Origin of the sequence: Methylorubrum subtropicum (assembly GCF_038442325.1) — a bacterium.
Taxonomy (GTDB): domain Bacteria; phylum Pseudomonadota; class Alphaproteobacteria; order Rhizobiales; family Beijerinckiaceae; genus Methylobacterium; species Methylobacterium subtropicum.
Map to the genome: position 1 here is coordinate 167630 of NZ_JBBXMW010000007.1, position 16710 is coordinate 184339.

14 protein-coding genes are annotated in these 16710 nt (G+C 71.1%); 9 read left to right on the forward strand and 5 right to left on the reverse strand.

All coding sequences use genetic code 11. The annotated features are described in order from the left end of the window. The first annotated feature begins 20 nt into the window (after window positions 1–20). Window positions 21–188 carry a hypothetical protein gene (locus AAHG03_RS12175; RefSeq protein ID WP_342150931.1) on the forward strand — a complete coding sequence of 56 codons (168 nt, stop codon included), beginning with the start codon at window positions 21–23 and terminating at the stop codon, window positions 186–188. A 216-nt stretch (window positions 189–404) separates the two neighbouring features. Next, complete coding sequence (locus AAHG03_RS12180; RefSeq protein WP_342150932.1) at window positions 405–2093, forward strand: methyl-accepting chemotaxis protein; 1689 nt, start codon at window positions 405–407, stop codon at window positions 2091–2093. A gap of 73 nt (window positions 2094–2166) precedes the next feature. On the opposite strand, the gene typA is transcribed toward AAHG03_RS12180, so the two are convergent. After that, window positions 2167–3993 (reverse strand): translational GTPase TypA, encoded by a 1827-nt coding sequence (gene typA / locus AAHG03_RS12185; RefSeq protein WP_342150933.1) that lies wholly within the window; start codon window positions 3991–3993, stop codon window positions 2167–2169. 235 nt (window positions 3994–4228) lie between these two features. On the opposite strand from typA, the gene AAHG03_RS12190 reads away from it, so the two are divergent. Both AAHG03_RS12190 and minC (AAHG03_RS12195) read left to right on the forward strand, forming a co-directional pair. After that, the gene (locus AAHG03_RS12190; protein ID WP_342150934.1) at window positions 4229–5476 is read left to right on the forward strand and encodes a DUF2254 domain-containing protein; all 1248 of its coding nucleotides are present in this window, start codon (window positions 4229–4231) and stop codon (window positions 5474–5476) included. Between the two features lie 256 nt (window positions 5477–5732). Then, on the forward strand, window positions 5733–6461 hold the full coding sequence (gene minC / locus AAHG03_RS12195; protein WP_342150935.1) for a septum site-determining protein MinC: 729 nt from the start codon (window positions 5733–5735) through the stop codon (window positions 6459–6461). Window positions 6462–6560: 99 nt separating this feature from the next. Here the strand turns inward: minC (AAHG03_RS12195) and AAHG03_RS12200 are convergent, their stop codons facing one another. After that, a complete protein-coding gene (locus tag AAHG03_RS12200) occupies window positions 6561–7715 on the reverse strand; it encodes a calcium-binding protein (protein ID WP_342150936.1) in 1155 nt (384 codons plus the stop codon). Window positions 7716–7990: 275 nt separating this feature from the next. Here AAHG03_RS12200 and AAHG03_RS12205 point away from each other — a divergent pair, with 275 nt between their 5' ends. The 5 genes from AAHG03_RS12205 (at window position 7991) to AAHG03_RS12225 (ending at window position 11853) form a co-directional block, all read left to right on the forward strand. Continuing rightward, a complete protein-coding gene (locus tag AAHG03_RS12205; RefSeq protein WP_342150937.1) occupies window positions 7991–8971 on the forward strand; it encodes a hypothetical protein in 981 nt (326 codons plus the stop codon). Between the two features lie 349 nt (window positions 8972–9320). Further along, complete coding sequence (minC, locus tag AAHG03_RS12210) at window positions 9321–9959, forward strand: septum site-determining protein MinC (protein ID WP_342150938.1); 639 nt, start codon at window positions 9321–9323, stop codon at window positions 9957–9959. A gap of 11 nt (window positions 9960–9970) precedes the next feature. After that, window positions 9971–10786: a septum site-determining protein MinD gene (gene minD, locus AAHG03_RS12215; RefSeq protein WP_342150939.1), complete on the forward strand. Its 816-nt coding sequence runs from the start codon at window positions 9971–9973 to the stop codon at window positions 10784–10786. Beyond that, the gene (minE, locus tag AAHG03_RS12220; RefSeq protein ID WP_342150940.1) at window positions 10783–11061 is read left to right on the forward strand and encodes a cell division topological specificity factor MinE; all 279 of its coding nucleotides are present in this window, start codon (window positions 10783–10785) and stop codon (window positions 11059–11061) included. The genes minD and minE overlap by 4 nt, the downstream gene beginning before the upstream one ends. Window positions 11062–11241: 180 nt before the next feature. Next, window positions 11242–11853: a PepSY domain-containing protein gene (locus AAHG03_RS12225; RefSeq protein ID WP_342150941.1), complete on the forward strand. Its 612-nt coding sequence runs from the start codon at window positions 11242–11244 to the stop codon at window positions 11851–11853. 52 nt (window positions 11854–11905) lie between these two features. Here the strand turns inward: AAHG03_RS12225 and AAHG03_RS12230 are convergent, their stop codons facing one another. From AAHG03_RS12230 to AAHG03_RS12240, 3 genes are all read right to left on the reverse strand, one after another. Further along, entirely contained in the window at window positions 11906–13267 is a 1362-nt protein-coding gene (locus tag AAHG03_RS12230) for a cytochrome P450 (protein WP_342150942.1), read from the reverse strand. A gap of 434 nt (window positions 13268–13701) precedes the next feature. Beyond that, window positions 13702–15675 carry a methyl-accepting chemotaxis protein gene (locus tag AAHG03_RS12235; protein WP_342150943.1) on the reverse strand — a complete coding sequence of 658 codons (1974 nt, stop codon included), beginning with the start codon at window positions 15673–15675 and terminating at the stop codon, window positions 13702–13704. 11 nt (window positions 15676–15686) lie between these two features. After that, window positions 15687–16667, reverse strand: a complete 981-nt coding sequence (locus tag AAHG03_RS12240; protein ID WP_342150944.1) for a DctP family TRAP transporter solute-binding subunit — start codon at window positions 16665–16667, stop codon at window positions 15687–15689. Window positions 16668–16710: the final 43 nt, after the last annotated feature.

Sequence of the window (16710 nt, forward strand, 5' to 3'; positions counted from 1 at the left end):
CGGGGCCCATGTGCCCTGAGATGAACGCGGTGCTCAGCCTGTGGGCGGCCTATTGGGCGGCGATCTTCGCGCAGCTCGCCCATCTGCGCCGGCAGGAGGACGGGGTCGGCGCGACGGCGTTCGCCCGCATCGCCGGCCTGCTGCTCGCCGTCGGCCTCGGACTATTCCTCGCCGCCCATTCCGGTTGACGCCCCAGCCTGACAGGCTATGTTGACACGCCCTCTACGCGTCACGCCCGCCGCCATGACAAGCACGGCTTCGGCCTGTGCCGCATAGAGCACACTTTCACCAGTCCTCGCGCGGTACGGCGCGCCCTTTATCAGTCCGTGATCGGCCTTTCACGGTTCGTTAGCCACGCCCCGGCAGCAATTTGCTCCCCGCAACATCGCTTCCGACACCCAGCCATGCGCGTCGTCTCGAACCTCCCCATCGTCGCCAAGCTCGCCCTCGCGTTCGGACTGGTCGTCTGCGCGGTGACGGCCTCGAGTTTCCTCGGCTGGCGCAACCTCGGCACGATCGAGGAGGCCAACCGCTGGCGCGACCACACCTATCTCGTGCTACGCAAGGTCGATCGGCTGACCGGCGCCATGGTCGATCAGGAGACCGGCCTGCGCGGCTACCTGATCGCCTCGGACCCCGCCTTCCTCGCTCCCTACCGCGCCGGCGCCCAGAGCTTCGCCGAGACGATGCGGGAGCTGCGCGGCCTCGTCTCCGACAATGCCGAGCAGATGAAGCGGCTCGACGCGCTGGAAACCGCCGCCCGCACGTGGACCGCCGAGATCGCCGAGCGCGAGATCGCGCTGATGCGCGACGAGGCCACGCGGGCGGAAGCCCTGCGGATCGCGGCGTCCGGCCGGGGCAAGGTCTCGATGGACGCCGTGCGCGCGTCCGCGGCCGAGATCGCGCGGGCCGAGGAGGGCCTGCTCGATCGGCGCGCCCGGATCGCCGACGAGGCGGCCGCCGCCTCGCGCTTCGCCGCCGGCGCGGGCTACGCGGCGATGCTCGTCGTGTCGGCCTTCGGCATCCTGCTGCTGGCGCTCACCGTCTCCCGCCCCTTGCGCCGGATGACCGACCTGATGGGCCGCTTGGCCGCGGGCGACGCCACCGTCGCGATCCCGTTCCGGGAGCGGCGCGAGGAGATCGGCGCGGTCGCCGCCGCCGTGCAGGTGTTCAAGGACAACCTGATCCGCACCCGCGCCCATGAGGAGGAGACGGCGCTCGCCCGCGCCGGGGCCGAGGCGCAACGCAAGGCGGCGATGCGGGCGATGGCCGACGAGTTCGAGCGGGCGGTCGGCGGCATCGTCGGGGCGGTGGCCTCCGCCGCGACCGAGCTTCAGGCGACGGCGCAGAGCATGGCCGGCACCGCGGCGCAGACGGCCTCGCAATCGGGCGCGGCCGCCTCCGCCGCCGCGGAGGCGGCCGCCAACGTCGAGACGGTCGCGGCGGCGGCCGAGGAACTCGGCGCCTCGGTGGGCGAGATCGGCCGTCAGGTCTCGGGCTCGACCACGTTGGCGCAGGCCGCCGTGGGCGAGGCCGAGGGCACCGCCCAGCTCGTGCAGGATCTGAGCGCGGCGGCGGCCAAGATCGGCGACGTGGTCGGCCTGATCTCGACCATCGCGGGCCAGACCAATCTTCTGGCGCTCAACGCCACCATCGAGGCGGCGCGGGCCGGCGAGGCCGGTCGCGGCTTCGCGGTGGTGGCCGCGGAAGTGAAGGAGTTGGCCAACCAGACCGCGCGGGCGACCGACGAGATCTCCGGCCAGATCGGCCAGGTTCAGGGCATCACCGACCGGGCGGTGGCGGCGATCGGCGGGATCGCCGGCCGCATCCGCGAGATCGACGGGCTCGCGGGCAGCATCGCGGCGGCGGTGGAGGAGCAGGGCGCGGCGACGCAGGAGATCGTGCGCAACGTGACGGAGGCCGCCTCCGGCACCGGCGCGGTCACCGGCAACGTCGCGGGCGTGGCCGAGGCGGCGGAGACCACCGGCGCGGCGGCGGCCCAAGTCCTCGCCTCGGCCTCCGAGCTGTCGCAGCGCTCGGAGCAGCTCGACGCGCAGGTGCGCCACTTCCTCGAGTCGGTGCGGGCCGCCTGAGCCATCGAAACCGCTCACGAAAAAGGCCACGGCGCCGGGCGCCGTGGCCTTTCATTTCAGCCCTGAAAAAGAATCAGGCCGAGAGCGAGTCCTTGGCACGCTCGGCGCGCTTGCGGTCGTTGGGGTCGAGCACGGCCTTGCGCAGGCGGATCGACTTCGGCGTGACTTCCATCAGCTCGTCGTCCTGAATCCAGGCGAGCGACTTCTCCAGCGTCATGCGGATCGGCGGGGTCAGGCGCACGGCCTCGTCCTTCGAGGTAGTGCGGATGTTCGTCAGCTTCTTGCCCTTGAGCACGTTCACTTCGAGGTCGTTCTCGCGGTTGTGCTCGCCGACGATCATGCCCTGGTACACCTTGGCGCCGGGCTCGATCATCATCGGGCCGCGGTCTTCCAGGTTCCACATGGCGTAGGCCACGGCCTCGCCCTTGTCGTTCGAGATCAGCACGCCGTTGCGGCGGCCGGCGATCTCGCCCTTGTAGGGCTCGTAGGCCTTGAACAGGCGGTTCATGATCGCGGTGCCGCGGGTGTCGGTCATCAGCTCGCCCTGGTAGCCGATGAGGCCGCGGGTGGGCGCGTGGAACACGAGGCGCAGGCGGTTGCCGCCGGACGGGCGCATCTCGATCATGTCGGCCTTGCGCTCCGACATCTTCTGCACGACGACGCCCGAGTATTCCTCGTCGACGTCGACCACGACCTCCTCGACCGGCTCCAGGGTCTCGCCGCCCTCGCCCTTCTCCAGCACGACGCGCGGACGCGAGACGGCGATCTCGAAGCCCTCGCGGCGCATGGTTTCGATCAGGATCGAGAGCTGCAGTTCGCCGCGGCCGGAGACGTAGAACGAATCCTTGTCGGCGGCTTCCTCGATCTTGAGCGTGACGTTGCCCTCGGCCTCCTTGAACAGGCGGTCGCGGATCATGCGGCTCGTGACCTTGTCGCCCTCGGTGCCGGCCAGCGGCGAATCGTTGACGATGAAGGACATGGTGACGGTCGGCGGATCGATCGGCTGGGCTTGGATCGGCTCGTTGACGGCCGGATCGCAAAAGGTGTCGGCCACCGTGCCCTTGAGCAGACCCGCGATGGAGACGATGTCGCCCGCCTCACCGACATCGATCGGCGCGCGCTCCAGGCCGCGGAAGGCGAGAATCTTCGAGACGCGGCCGGTCTCCACGACCTTGCCGTCGCGCGAGAGCACCTTGATCGACTGGTTCGGCTTCACCGTGCCCGACGCGATGCGGCCGGTGATGATGCGGCCGAGGAACGGGTTGGCTTCGAGCAGGGTGCCGAGCATGCGGAACGGGCCGTCCTCGACACGCGCCTGCGGCACGTGCTCCAGCACGAGGTCGAACAGGGGGGCGAGACCTTGGCTCTGGTCGCCGTCCGGCGACGTGTTCATCCAGCCCGAGCGGCCCGAACCGTAGAGAATCGGGAAGTCGAGCTGCTCGTCGGTGGCGTCGAGCGCCGCGAACAGGTCGAACACCTCGTTCACGACCTCGTTGATGCGGGCGTCCGGCCGGTCGACCTTGTTGATCGCCACGATCGGACGCAGGCCGATCTTGAGCGCCTTGCCGACCACGAACTTGGTCTGCGGCATCGGGCCCTCGGCGGCGTCCACCAGCACGATCACGCCGTCGACCATCGACAGGATGCGCTCGACCTCGCCGCCGAAATCGGCGTGGCCGGGGGTATCGACGATGTTGACGCGGGTGTCCTTCCAGACGACCGAGGTCGCCTTGGCGAGAATCGTGATGCCGCGCTCCTTCTCGAGGTCGTTCGAGTCCATCGCCCGCTCCTCGACCCGCTGGTTCTCGCGGAAGGTGCCGGACTGCTGGAGCAGCTTGTCGACCAGCGTGGTCTTGCCGTGATCGACGTGGGCGATGATGGCGATGTTGCGCAGCTTCATCGGGGTTCTCGAAGGGAGCGGACGAAACCCGGCCATAAGGCGGCGTGTCGCGGGCCGTGTTCGACGGTCGTGACGCCAAAGTACGATTCGGGCGGTATCGCGTCGCAATATAAGCTGGGGGCCGATCCGGCAAGGGCGTGCGACGCGGGAAGGGCGTGCGACGCGGGGCGGGTCTTCCCTGTTATGTCCGACGGGACCGGGGAAAGGACACGGGATGCCGCGGTGGCGATGGTTGATGGCGCAGCTGACGCGGCGCCTGTGGGTGCGCGCGACGCTGATCGGCCTCACCGGCGTGCTGGCCGCGATCCTGGCGACCAGCGTCGATCGCTACCTGCCCTGGCAGGTGCCGATCACGATCAGCACCGACGCCCTCGACAGCATCCTCACCGTCATCGCCTCCTCCATGCTGACGGTGACGACGTTCTCGCTCAGCATCACGGTTTCGGCCTACGGGTCGGCCACGAACAACGTCACGCCGCGGGCCACCACCCTGCTGATCGAGGACGGGCTGACCCAGACCGTGCTCTCGACCTTCCTCGGCTCGTTCCTGTTCGGCATCGTCGGCCTCGTGGTGTCGAAGACCGGAGCCTACGGCGAGCAGGGGCGCGCGATCCTGTTCGCGGTGACGATCGCGGTCATCGCCCTGATCGTCGTGGCGCTGCTGCGCTGGATCAACCACCTGACGCGGCTGGGCCGGGTCGGCGAGACGACCGACCGGGTCGAGGCCGCCACCCGCAAGGCGATCGAGGCGCGACTGCGCGCGCCCTATCTCGGCGGGCGCCCCTGGCGCGACGCGGACGCCATCCCGGCGGATGCCGTCCCGGTGACATTGGCGGCGATCGGCTACGTCCAGCACATCGACATGCCGGCCCTGTCGAAGCTGTGCGAGGCGGCCGGGACGGAAGTCTTCGTCCGGGCGGTGCCCGGCACCTTCGCCTATCCGGACGCCCCGGTCGCCTGGATCGCACAGTCCGAGCCGGAGACCGACCGCGACGCCCTCGTGCAACACGTCGCCCGCACCTTCACGGTCGGCAACGAGCGCTCGTTCGATCAGGACCCGCGCTTCGGCCTCGCGGTCCTGAGCGAGATCGGCTCCCGCGCCCTGTCGCCCGCGACGAACGATCCCGGCACCGCCATCGACGTCATCGGCCGCTCGATCCGGCTGCTGGCCCTGTGGGCACGCGAGAGCGCCACCCCGCCCGACGGCGAACCGGAGCATCCGCGCGTCCACATCCCGCCGCTGACGGCCGCCGACCTCTTGGAGGATGCCGTCATGCTGATGGCCCGCGACGGGGCCGGGCTGATCGAGGTGCAGTTGCGCATCCAGAAGGGGCTCTCGGCGCTCGGCCGCATCGGCGATCCGGCCTTCGGCGAGGCCGCGCGGCACCAGTCGCGCATGGCCCTCGACCGGGCCGAGGCTGCGCTGACGCTGGAAGCCGACAAGGCGCGGCTGCGCGCGCTGCTCGAAGGTTCATCGCCATGACCGACATCGAGATCGTCGTCTTCATCGTCACGCCGTAGAGCCTTTGCTTTGCCGCGCATTCTTTCGACGAACCGGTGTCCACTTCGTCGGAATGCGCTCCAATGGCGCTCGCCGTCGGCCTGGGCGTCGCCGACTGGGCGTACCACGCCGACTGACCGCCTCGACGATTGCTGTTGAGCAATCCCCGCCCCTGGGCGGATGCCCTCGCGATCTGGCATAAGCTCGCGGCCATGACCCGTCCGACCCGGCTCCGCCCGTGACCGCCCGCCCCCCGATCCGCTTCCGCGGCCGCTCGTTCCTGGCGATGGTGCTGGCGCCGGTGCCACCGGTCGATCAGTGGCTGGCCGAACTCGATGCGCTCAAGCAGCGCGCGCCCGCCTTCTTCGCGGTGCGCGCGATTATCCTCGACGTGACCGGCCTGTCCTTCGACCGCTCGGACCTGCTCGACCTCTGCGCCGAGCTGAACAAGCGCTCGATCACGATTCTCGGCATCGAGGGCATCGGCCCGACCTCGCTGGGGCCGGGCTTCCCGCCGCCGCTGGTCGGCGGCAAGCCGATCGACGACTTCGCCCCGCCCGAGCCCGGCGCGCAGACGCCCGCCGCCGCGCAGGCCAGCGCCACGGCGCCGGTCCAGGCCGCGCCGGCCGCGCCCCGGCACCGCTCGTTCGTGCTCGACGCGCCCGTGCGCTCGGGGCAGGTGATCCAGCATCTCGACGGCGACGTGACCGTGATGGGCTCGGTCGCCTCGGGCGCGGAGGTGATCGCGGGCGGCTCGATCCACATCTACGGGGCGCTCAGGGGCCGCGCCATCGCGGGCGCGGTGGGCGACGCCAACGCGCGCATCCTGTGCCGTAAGTTCGAGCCGGAACTCATCGCCATCGACGGCCTCTACAAGACCGCCGACGACCTCGGCGCCACCGGCCGCAGCCAGGCGGTCCAGGCCCGCCTCGACGGCGACGCCATCGTGGTTTCGGCCCTCGACTGAGACCTCGTGAAGGCCCCCGGATGACCGGGGGCCCTTGTTTTGAGAGCATCGGCCCGAAAGGCGGCCACCGGCTTTCGGAAAAGACGATGCGCTCAAGTTTCAGAGTACGAAGTCGCTCGCCTGCAGGTGAACGAGGCTGTTGACCTGCACCACGAAGTCGGCCTTGGCGTCGCCGTTCACGTCCGCCGAGACGAGGACGCTGTTTGCCGCACCCGCGACCTTCGTCACCTGCAGTTCGCCGGCATGGCCACCGAACGCCTTGACGAGGCTGAAGGCCTGATTGCCTGCGACCTTCGTGTTCGCGTCGATCGCCGAGAGATCGATCCGGTCGCCGCGCTCGAAGCCCGCGCTCAGGCTCAGGTCGCCGATCACGTCATGACCGCCCTTGCCGCCGGGGCTGTCCGAGAGCGACTGGAACACGAAGCTGTCGCGGCCCGTCCCGCCGATCAGCGTATCGGCGCCCGCGCCGCCGACGAGGATGTCCTTGCCGGCGCCGCCATAGAGCTGGTCGCTGCCATTTTGGCCGAGCAGAGTGTCGTTGCCGCCGAGCCCGTGCAGCTTGTTACTTGCGGCGTTGCCGGTGATGACGTTGGCGAGCGCGTTGCCGGTACCGCCGATGTTGGCCTTACCGGTCAAAGTGAGCGTATCGAGCCCTTCGCTCAGCTGATAGCTGACGCTCGCGAACACGCGGTCGATATCGGCCGCGTCAGTCGAGGTATCGATGATCCTGTCGTAGAAACTGTCGACGACATACGTGTCGCTTCCTTCGCCGCCCCACATCTCGTCGATGCCCGCGCCGCCGCCCAAGCGGTCGTTGCCATCGGAGCCGCGCAGGACGTCGGAGCCCGCACCGCCGTCCAGCCGGTCGTCGTCCGCGCCGCCGGACAGCGTGTCGTCACCGTTGCCGCCGAACAGCTGATCCTTGCCCACACCGCCGGACAGCGTGTCGTTGCCGCCGTCGCCGAACAGCTGATCCTTGCCGTCGTGGCCGGACAGCGTGTCGTTGCCGTCTCCGCCGGACAGGCGGTCGTCACCGTAGAAGCCCAGCAGACGGTTTCCCCCGGCGTTGCCGGTGATGACGTTATCGAGTGCGTTCCCGTAACCGCCGATATCGGCCGTGCCGGTCAGGACAAGGTTCAACACGTCGCTCGGCAGATACGTGGTCGCCGATGCCGAGATCTGCTTGACGAGATTGACCTTGAGAGCGCCGCCGACTTCATCGTCGTCGGCACCGAACAGCTTTGAGCGCGACACAACCAACCCCCGGAACCATCTTTGCTTCGATTTAACAATTGTTGTGCTTACGAAGATCTACGTTATCGAACGGTTAATGGCTACGCTTGCTGCGGCCACGAATTCGGACAATTTCTGCGACGATCGCATCGACCCGAAGGTCCGCAATCCGGCCGCCGCGGCGCGGCCATCCCCGGCTTTCCGCCCGGCACCGAGGCCTTCGCGCCGCTGGCTTAATCCTCGCTTCACGCAAATCGCGACTTCATCGCGGATCGCAGTTCCGGAGGCGTCGTCCCATGCGCGTGCCTGCCCTGGCGGTCCTGATCGCCCTCGCCCCCTCCGTCGCGTCCGCGGACGAGGCGTTTCGCGCGCGGCTGTCCGAGATCATCGCCGGGCAGGGCGGCTGCGCCGAGAGCCGCGCCCTGGTGGAGGGAGAACTCGCCGCCTTCGAGCAGGCGCGCAAGGGCGACGCGGCGGCCCCGCTCCTCTTGTTCGGCAAGCCCGCCGCGGACTGGAGCGGCGAGGAGATCGGCGACCTCGTCGCGGTGATCCGGGACTGCGAGGCGGCCCGGCCCGGCCAGAGCCGCAACGCCGCCGAGCGCGAGCGGCGCCTGACCGAGCGGATGGACCGCCTCGCCGAGGCGATGCAGCGGGCGGTGGTGCTGGGCGCGCGGCCCGCCGAGGTCGAGGAGGCTGCCGCCCATCCGGCGCTGCGGGCCGGCGCCCTGTCCGTGGCCGAGGCCGGCGGCAACGGCAGCGAGGCCGCGCGCCGCACCGGGCGCCGCGGCCCCGGCCCGGCCTTCGTGCCGCTGGATTCCGCCCGCGCCGCCGCCCCGGCGGTGCCGCCCGCGCCCCGCGTCGCCGCGCACGCTCCGGCCGCCCTTCCGCCGCCGGCATCGACACCCGCACTCCCGTCCGAGCCGGCGCCTGTTGCTGCCCCCTCGCGCCGGGAGGCCCCGCGGGCCGCCTTCGCGCCGGCCACGGCGCTCGGCACCGAGCCGGCCTTCCGCCAGGGCGCCGCCCAGGACGAAGCGGACGAGCCCGCCCCGACCTGCCTCGTGACGCGCGACCGGTTCGAGCGCGTCGCCGCCGGCATGAGCCTGACCGAGGTCGAGGGACTGTTCGGCTGCCGCGGGCGGCTCGACAGCGCTGCGGTGATCGACGGGACCGGCACCTTCGAGGTCTATGTCTGGTCGCCGCCGGTCGGGTCCGGCTCGGTCACGGTGACGTTCCAGAACCGCCGCCTGAAGACCAAGGCGCTGCGCGGCATGGGGTGAGGCGGATGGGGTGAGCCGAATCACGCGGCCCCTTGAACCCGCGATCACAGGATCGGCGGATTCCCGGGGTTAAGGACTTTTCTCAAGCCCGCCCGACTTTAACCATTATCCCGGCCCGCCGCCGAGGGCGACCAATCCCTTGTCCCCGCTGCGCTTTGACCGTTCGGCGCAGCACTCGGCAAAAATGACCGGGCCGGCAATTCTTGCCGAGACAAGCGTAAAAATTAACCGCCCGGTAACCTTACCGACGATCAATGGGCGTGTCGGTAAGGAAACGTCAACGCCCGTGACCAACCCCGCTTCACCCCACCCCACACTGCCCAGTCCTTCACTGCCCCTGCGAGGCCGCGTGTTCCGCGCGCTCTCGCTGGCGCCGCAAGGCCCGGCCGCCGAGTGGCTCGTCCTTCTGGACGGCGCCCTGAAGCGCGATCCGACGCTGTTCGACGACAAGGCCGTGATCCTCGACGTCGCGGGCCTAAAGCCCACGGCGAGCGAACTGGAGAGCCTGATCGCCGAACTGAGCACAAGGCGCCTGCGCATCCTCGGCATCGAGGGCGCGGACGCCGCGCTTCCCGCCACCCTGCCGCCGCGCCTCGTCGCGGGCCGTCCGCAGGGTGACGACCTCGAAGCGCCGGCGGTGCCGGAAGAGAAGCCGGGCGTCTCGTCCCTCACCATCGAGGGTTCGGTGCGCTCAGGGCAAAGCATCGTCCACCCGGAAGGGGACGTGACCGTGATGGGCTCGGTGTCCTCGGGCGCCGAGATCCTCGCGGGCGGCTCCATCCACGTCTACGGGGCGCTCCGCGGCCGGGCCATCGCCGGCGCCGCCAAGAACCCGCGCGCCCGCATCTACTGCCGCAAGTTCGAGCCCGAGCTTCTCGGCATCGACCGCCTCGTCCGCACGGCCGAGGACATGGGCAATCACCTGCGCGGCCAAGCGGTCCAGATCTGGAACGACGGCGGCGCGATCCGAATCGCAGCCTTGGGTTAAGGGGAAACAGTATGGCCAAGGTTCTTTGTGTCACGTCCGGCAAGGGCGGCGTCGGCAAGACCACCACGACGGCCGCACTCGGTGCGGCGCTGGCGCAGGCCGGCGAGAAGGTCTGCGTGGTCGATTTCGACGTCGGCCTGCGCAACCTCGACCTGATCATGGGCGCCGAGCGCCGCGTGGTCTACGACCTGATCAACGTCACCAACGGCGACGCCAAGCTGCCGCAGGCGCTGATCCGCGACAAGCGCCTCGACAACCTCTCGCTGCTGCCGGCCTCGCAGACCCGCGACAAGGACGCGCTCACCGACGAGGGCGTCGAGCGGGTGATGGGGGAACTCCGCGAAAAGTTCGACTGGATCGTCTGCGACAGCCCCGCCGGCATCGAGCGCGGCGCCCAGCTCGCCATGCGCCACGCCGACGTCGCCGTGGTGGTGACGAACCCGGAAGTCTCCTCGGTGCGCGACTCGGACCGGATCATCGGGCTGCTCGACTCCAAGACCGTCCGCGCCGAGCGCGGCGACTCGATCGAGAAGCACCTGATCCTGACCCGCTTCGACCCGGCGCGCGCCGACCGCGGCGACATGCTGAAGGTCGACGACGTGCTGGAGATCCTGTCGATCCCGCTGCTCGCCATCATCCCGGAGAGCCTCGAAGTCCTGCGCGCGTCGAACCTCGGCTGCCCGGTGACGCTCAACAACCCGCTCTGCGCCCCGGCCCGCGCCTATGCCGACGCGGTGCGCCGCCTGAAGGGCGAGACCGTGGCGATGTCGATCCCCACCGACCGCAAGTCCCTGATCAACAAGCTGTTCACCCGGAGGGCCGCATGAGTGTCCTGACCTTCCTCAAGCCTCGGGGCTCCGGCTCCGTCGCCCGCGAGCGCCTGCAGCTCATCCTGGCGCACGAGCGCTCGGAGACGAGCCGCCCGGACTTGGTCATCACATTGCGCGAAGAGATCCTCGCGGTGATCGCCAAGCATATCGAGGTCGAGCGCGACAAGGTGCAGATCACGCTCGAGCGGGGCGAAGGGGTGTCGACGCTGGGCGTCGACATCGAGTTCCCGGTCGAGACGCCCAAGGCCGCCAAGAAGCGGGCGAGCGCTTGAGACGGCCCCCCGCACGGCGCTGACCTGCGGCACCCGCGAGGATGCTGCGGACCAGCGCCGTGCCAGAGGCGCCATGCAAGAGGCGCCCTGCAAGAGGCGCCGCCCCATCGATGTTGCAGCGCAACCAAGGCGCGGCCGGATCGTTCACGGTGACACCGTCACCGACACGCGAAAGATCCGATGCCGCTCACCGCGTTCCGCCTCACGGCCGCCACCGCCCTGCTCGTCCTGGCGCCTGGACTGGCTTTTGCCCAGAATCCGGACCTGACGACCACGCCTGAGAACACCGGCCGCGCGCCCACCGCGACCCAGGCCGCCAAATCCGACGACAACCTGAGGGAATGGCAGGTCGCAAAATCGGCCAAGGTCGATCTCGCCAAGGCCATCGCCACCGCCGAAGCCAAAGGCGACGAGGCGGGGGGCCGGGCTATCGACGCCGATTTCGAGAACGCCGACGGCACGACGCCCGCCCATTACGCGATCAAGATCGTGTACCCCAGCGGCAAGCTCGTGAAGCACGCGATCGACGCCGACACGGGCGAGCTCTACAAGTCCGAGAACCAGCCGATCGAGCGCTACTTCACCCGCCTCAAGGCGAGCGACTTCCAGAACGCCAAGGTCGGTCTCAAGGATGCGATCGCGCTGGCCGAGAAGAAGGCCCCCGGCGGCAAGGCCTACGAGGCCGAGGTCGAGCGCGAGGGCGGCTCGGTCGAGTACGAGATCAAGCTGGCGCTGATCAGCCGCCCGCAGGAGATCAAGGTCGGGTCCGACGGCACGTTGAAGGCCGACTGATACACTCCTTCCGCACGACGGCCGGCGCCCTCACGAGGGGAAGCCGGCCCCCCTATCGCAGCGTCAGCCGAAACGCCGGCGCGTGGTCGGGCTGGGTCGTCACCACGGCCGCCGGCAGGACCGGGCGGTCGTCGGCCCGCGCGATGCGGAAGCGGCCGACGAGGCGGCTCAGCGCCAGCGTCGCCTCGGTGAGCGCGAAGGCGGCGCCGATGCAGATGCGCGGGCCCGCCCCGAACGGCATGTAGGCGAAGCGCGGCACGGGCGGAGCGCCCGGCAGGAAGCGGCCGGGATCGAACGCGTCGGGATCGCGCCACAGCCGGCGGTGCCGGTGCAGCAGCCAGGGCGAGATCGTCACGCTGTCGCCCCGCGCGACCGCTTGGCCCGCCAGCACGTCCGGCCCGAGCGCGGCGCGGGCGATGATGAAGGCCGGGGGATAGAGCCGCAGGGTCTCGTCGATCACCGCGCGGGTGTAGGGCTTGTCCGCCGCTTCCGTCTCGGCGGCGACCCGCTCCTGGGCCTCCGGGTCGAGGGCGAGCAGGGTGCAGGCCCAGAGCAGGGTCAGCGCCGTGGTCTCGTGTCCGGCCAGGATCATGGTGGCGACCTGATCGCGCAGTTCCTCCGCGGTGAAGCTGCGGCCGGTCTCGGGATCGCGGGCGGCGCGCAGGTGGTCGAGCAGGTCGCGCGGCTGCCCGTCGCGCTCTGTCGCGCGGTCGGCGATGACGGTATCCAAGAAGGCGACCCAGTCGCGGCGGAAGCGGGCGCGGGCCCGGTCGAGCGGCGTGGCGAAGCGCAGGGGGACGAGCGCGTCGGTGAGGTGCGGGCGCCCGAGCCGCTCGGAATAGGCGCTGAGGAAGCCGCGCAGGCGCTGCCCGTGGCGGGCCATGCCGACCGAGAACATGGTGCGCCCGGCGATCTCCAGGGCGAGGTGCTGGAGCGCGCCGAACAGATCGACCGGCCCGCTCGCGGCCGGGCCTTCGAGGGCGGCCACCGCCTCGTCGGTCGCCGAGAGGATGTGGGGCACCAGCGTCTCCACCGCCCGCGGGGTGAAGGCGGGGCTCAAGGCCCGGCGCTGGTGGCGCCACGCCGCGCCCTCACTGATGAGCAGGCCGTCGCCGAGCATCGGCCGCAGCATGCGGATCGTGATCGCGGTGCGGGCGTAGTTGCCGGCGTTCTCGACGAGCACCCGGCGCACGGCCTCCGGGTCGCTGACCGTGAGCCGCACCTTGCCGAGCACGCGGCGCCGCCGCAGCGGCGCCTCGTAGGCCGAGGCCGGCCAGCAGCCGATGCCGTTGGTCCGCATGGTCGCGACGAAGCGCAGCGTCGAGAGCTCCCGCGCCGGCGGCACTGGCACCGGCGGCACGAGGCGGGCGTCGGGTCGCGGACTTGCCGCCGCCGTCTGCAGATCGATGGTCATGGGCCTCTCACCCGGGCCGCGCGTCCGGCCGCCATGGGGAGGGTTCTAGGCGCTCAGGCTTTCGCCCGCGAGCGCAATCGCGGCGGGGGAGGCCAAGGTACGGTGCGGGGCTCGGCAGGCCGTGACCGCGTCAGCTCTCCGCCTCCTGGCAGAGCGAGAGGCGGCGAGCTGCTTCCCCCCTCTCCCCGCACGCGGGGAGAGGCCTGTAGGGACCTTGTCGTCACTACAGGGAGCGAAGCGGCGGTGAGGGGGACTCGACGGATGAGACTCTTCGGATAAGCCCCCTCACACCTCGGCTGCCGCCTCGTCGCGCCGACGACGAGGTCGTCGCGACCCTCTCCCCAATTGATCCCGGGCCTGCCCGGGATCAGCAGCGAAGACCGAAGTTGGGCAGGCCCAACTTCGGGGCGGGGAGAGGGGACGCTGCGGCACCCTCACGCCGCCTTCACCCCCTCCAGGAACCCGCCGACTTCCCGCCGCAGGCTCTCGGAATGGCGCGACAGCTCCTGGGCCGCCGCGAGCACCTGGGCGGCGGCCGCCCCGGTCGAGCCGGCGCCGCCGCGCACGTCGGCGATGCTTTGGGCGACCTCGCCGGTGCCGCTCGCCGCCTGCTGCACGGTGCGGGCGATCTCGTGGGTCGCCGCGCCCTGCTGCTCCATGGCGGCGGCGATGGCGTTCGAGGCGGCGGCCATCTCGGCGATGGTGGCGCCGATGGTGCGGATTGCCTCGACCGACTGGCGGCTGGCCTCTTGGATCGCGCCGATCTGCCCGGCGATCTCGCCGGTGGCCCGCGTGGTCTGGCCGGCCAGATCCTTCACCTCGCCGGCCACCACCGCGAAGCCGCGCCCCGCCTCGCCGGCCCGCGCCGCCTCGATGGTGGCGTTCAGGGCCAGGAGGTTGGTCTGGCCCGCGATGGTGTTGATGAGCGCGACCACCGTATCGATCCGCTCGGCCGAGGCCGCGAGCTGGCGCACCAGCCCGTCGGTGCGCTGGGCCTCCTCGGAGGCTTGGCGCGCGATGCGGGCCGACTGGCCGGCCTGACCGGCGATCTCGCGGATCGAGGCGGACATCTCTTCGCTGGCCGCCGCCACGGTCTGGACGTTGGCCGAGGTCTCCTCCGCCGCGCGCATGGCGGTGCCGGACTGGCGCTCGGTCTCGTCGGCGGTGCCGGCCATGGCGCGGGCGGTGGCCTCCATCTCGGTCGCCGCACCCGCGAGCCCCTGCGTCAGCACCGAGACGTTGGCCTCGAAGCCGCGCGCGAGGGCGTCGAGCCGGGCGGCCCGCTCGGCCTTGGCCGCGGCCTCGGCGGCAGCCGCCGCGTCGGCGGCCCGCTTGGCGATGAGCGCGTCCTTGAACACTTGCACGGCCCGCGCCATGGCGCCGATCTCGTCGCGGCGCCCGGCGCCCGGCACGGCGGCCTCGGTGTCGCCGGAGGCGAGCCGGCCCATCGCGCCGGTCAGCGCCGTCACCGGCCGGGCGACGCCGCGCCCGACCCGCCATGCCAGCACGCCGCCGACGAGGAGCGCGACGAGGCCGATCAGGGCGACGTTGCGCTGGAGCGCGTGGGCGTCGCCCGTCATCGCCGCCATGATGCGGCGCTGCTCGGCGAGCGAAGCCTCGCGCGCGGTGGTGCTGGCGGCGACGAGGGCGTCGCCGGTCCGGCGCAGCGCCAGGAACGCCGCGTCGATCGCGCCCGCGCCGTCGAGCACGCCGTCGAGCGCCGCGGTGAAGGCCGGGAGCCGGCCCCGGATCGCCGCCAGCGGCGCGCGGAGCGTCGCCGAGGCATCGAGCCGGGCCAGAGCCTCCAGCTCGCGGCCGTAGCGGGCAGACTCCATGCGGGCGGTGCCGGCATCGGCCGGGTTGGCGCTGCCGCGGAACAGGTGGGTTGCGGCCAGCGCGCTCTGTAGCGCCCGGTCGGCCCGGAAGGCGGCGGCCGCCAGCGCCGGCTCGGCCGAGGCCGTCGTCGCCATGGCGTAGCCGGCGTTGGCGAGCGCCGCGCCGTGCTTGGCCAACGCGGCCTGTGCGGTCTTGCGCGCCTGGATCGCCGCGATCAGCCGCTCGGTGCCAGCGCCGTAGGCCTCGACCTGCGCCCGCGCCTCGGGCTGGCTCCGGCCCACCTCGGCGAGGGCGGTCAGCCCCGCCTTCAGCTCGGCCAGCATCTCGCCCTGCTCGGTGCGGGTGTAGTTGAGGACGAGGCGGCGGGCGGCGTTCAACTCGCGGTCGAAGCCGCCGGCCCGCTCCGCGGCCTCGACGCGGGCGTTGGCGTCGTCGATGGCGCCGTTCACGGCGCCGACGCCGCGGAAGGTCAGCGCGGCGGAGGCGAGCAACAGCAGCAGCACGACGCCGAAGCCGGCCAGGATGCGTTGTGCGACCGTGAGCCGGTCGAGGCGGAGAGCGGAGGTCAGCACGTCGGGACGCCTTACTGGACGGACTTGATCTGCCGGATGGTCTCGGCACCGAAGGTCTGGCTGAAGCCGGCGCTCGCGGTCTCCAGGCTGCGCTCGAACGCGGCGCGGTCGATGGTGGCGACCACGCTCATGCCGGACTTCCTGAGCGCCTCGACGCCCTCGCGCTCGGCCTTGCCGGCGACCTCGCGGGAGACCTGCCCGCCGAGTTGCGCGGACGCCGTGAACGCCGCCCGCTCGTCCACCGAGAGCGCGTCCCAGGCCGATTGCGACATGACGAGCGCGGCCCAGGAATAGACGTGGCCGGAGAGCGTCAGGTGCTTCTGCACCCGCTCGAAGCGCGAGGCGCTGATGACGGCGATGGGGTTCTCCTGGCCGTCGAACTGGCCCGATTGCAGGGCGCCGTAGAGCGCCGGGAAGGCCAGCGGCTCGGCCTTCACCCCGAGGCTGCGGAAGCCCGTCAGCATGATCTCGGATTGCGGCACCCGCATCGACAGGCCCTTCAGATCCTCCGGACCGGCAATCGGGCGCTTGGCGTTGGTGATGTGGCGCATGCCGTTCTCGCCCCAGGCGAGCGCCACCAGCCCCTTGGCGGCGAATTTCCGGAGGTACGCGCGGCCGATCGGCCCGTCGAACACCGCATGCGCGTGCGCCGCATCGCGGAACAGGAACGGGATGTCGAACACGCCGAATTCGGGCAGGACGCTGGCGAAGGGCGCGCTGGTGATGAAGGCCATGTCGAGATGGCCGGCACGCAGTTCCTCCACCATCTCGACCTCGCCGCCGACGGTGCCGTTGGGATAGGGCTCGACCCGGACCGCGCCGCCCGTGCGCGCGGCGACCTCGCCGGCGAAGCGTTCGGCGCCCGCGCCGAGCTGCGATGTCGGCGCGAACAGGTAGCCGAGCCGGAGCACACGTTCCCCGGCCCGCGCCTCGACGGCGACGAGCGAGCACAGCCCGAAGACGGCCGCGGCAATTCCCCAACGCGCACTCACCGATCAACCCCACGAAAACGTTTGCGCGCAGTGATGACGATGA

What these genes read in the sequence shown, in the direction of transcription:
- minE (WP_342150940.1), top strand. Translation starts at nt 10,783, where the DNA reads ATGAGTGTCCTGACCTTCCTCAAGCCTCGGGGCTCCGGCTCCGTCGCC.
- AAHG03_RS12225 (WP_342150941.1), top strand. Translation starts at nt 11,242, where the DNA reads ATGCCGCTCACCGCGTTCCGCCTCACGGCCGCCACCGCCCTGCTCGTC.
- AAHG03_RS12205 (WP_342150937.1), top strand. Translation starts at nt 7,991, where the DNA reads ATGCGCGTGCCTGCCCTGGCGGTCCTGATCGCCCTCGCCCCCTCCGTC.
- typA (WP_342150933.1), bottom strand. Translation starts at nt 3,993, where the DNA reads ATGAAGCTGCGCAACATCGCCATCATCGCCCACGTCGATCACGGCAAG.
- AAHG03_RS12190 (WP_342150934.1), top strand. Translation starts at nt 4,229, where the DNA reads ATGGCGCAGCTGACGCGGCGCCTGTGGGTGCGCGCGACGCTGATCGGC.
- AAHG03_RS12175 (WP_342150931.1), top strand. Translation starts at nt 21, where the DNA reads ATGAACGCGGTGCTCAGCCTGTGGGCGGCCTATTGGGCGGCGATCTTC.
- AAHG03_RS12180 (WP_342150932.1), top strand. Translation starts at nt 405, where the DNA reads ATGCGCGTCGTCTCGAACCTCCCCATCGTCGCCAAGCTCGCCCTCGCG.
- minD (WP_342150939.1), top strand. Translation starts at nt 9,971, where the DNA reads ATGGCCAAGGTTCTTTGTGTCACGTCCGGCAAGGGCGGCGTCGGCAAG.
- AAHG03_RS12230 (WP_342150942.1), bottom strand. Translation starts at nt 13,267, where the DNA reads ATGACCATCGATCTGCAGACGGCGGCGGCAAGTCCGCGACCCGACGCC.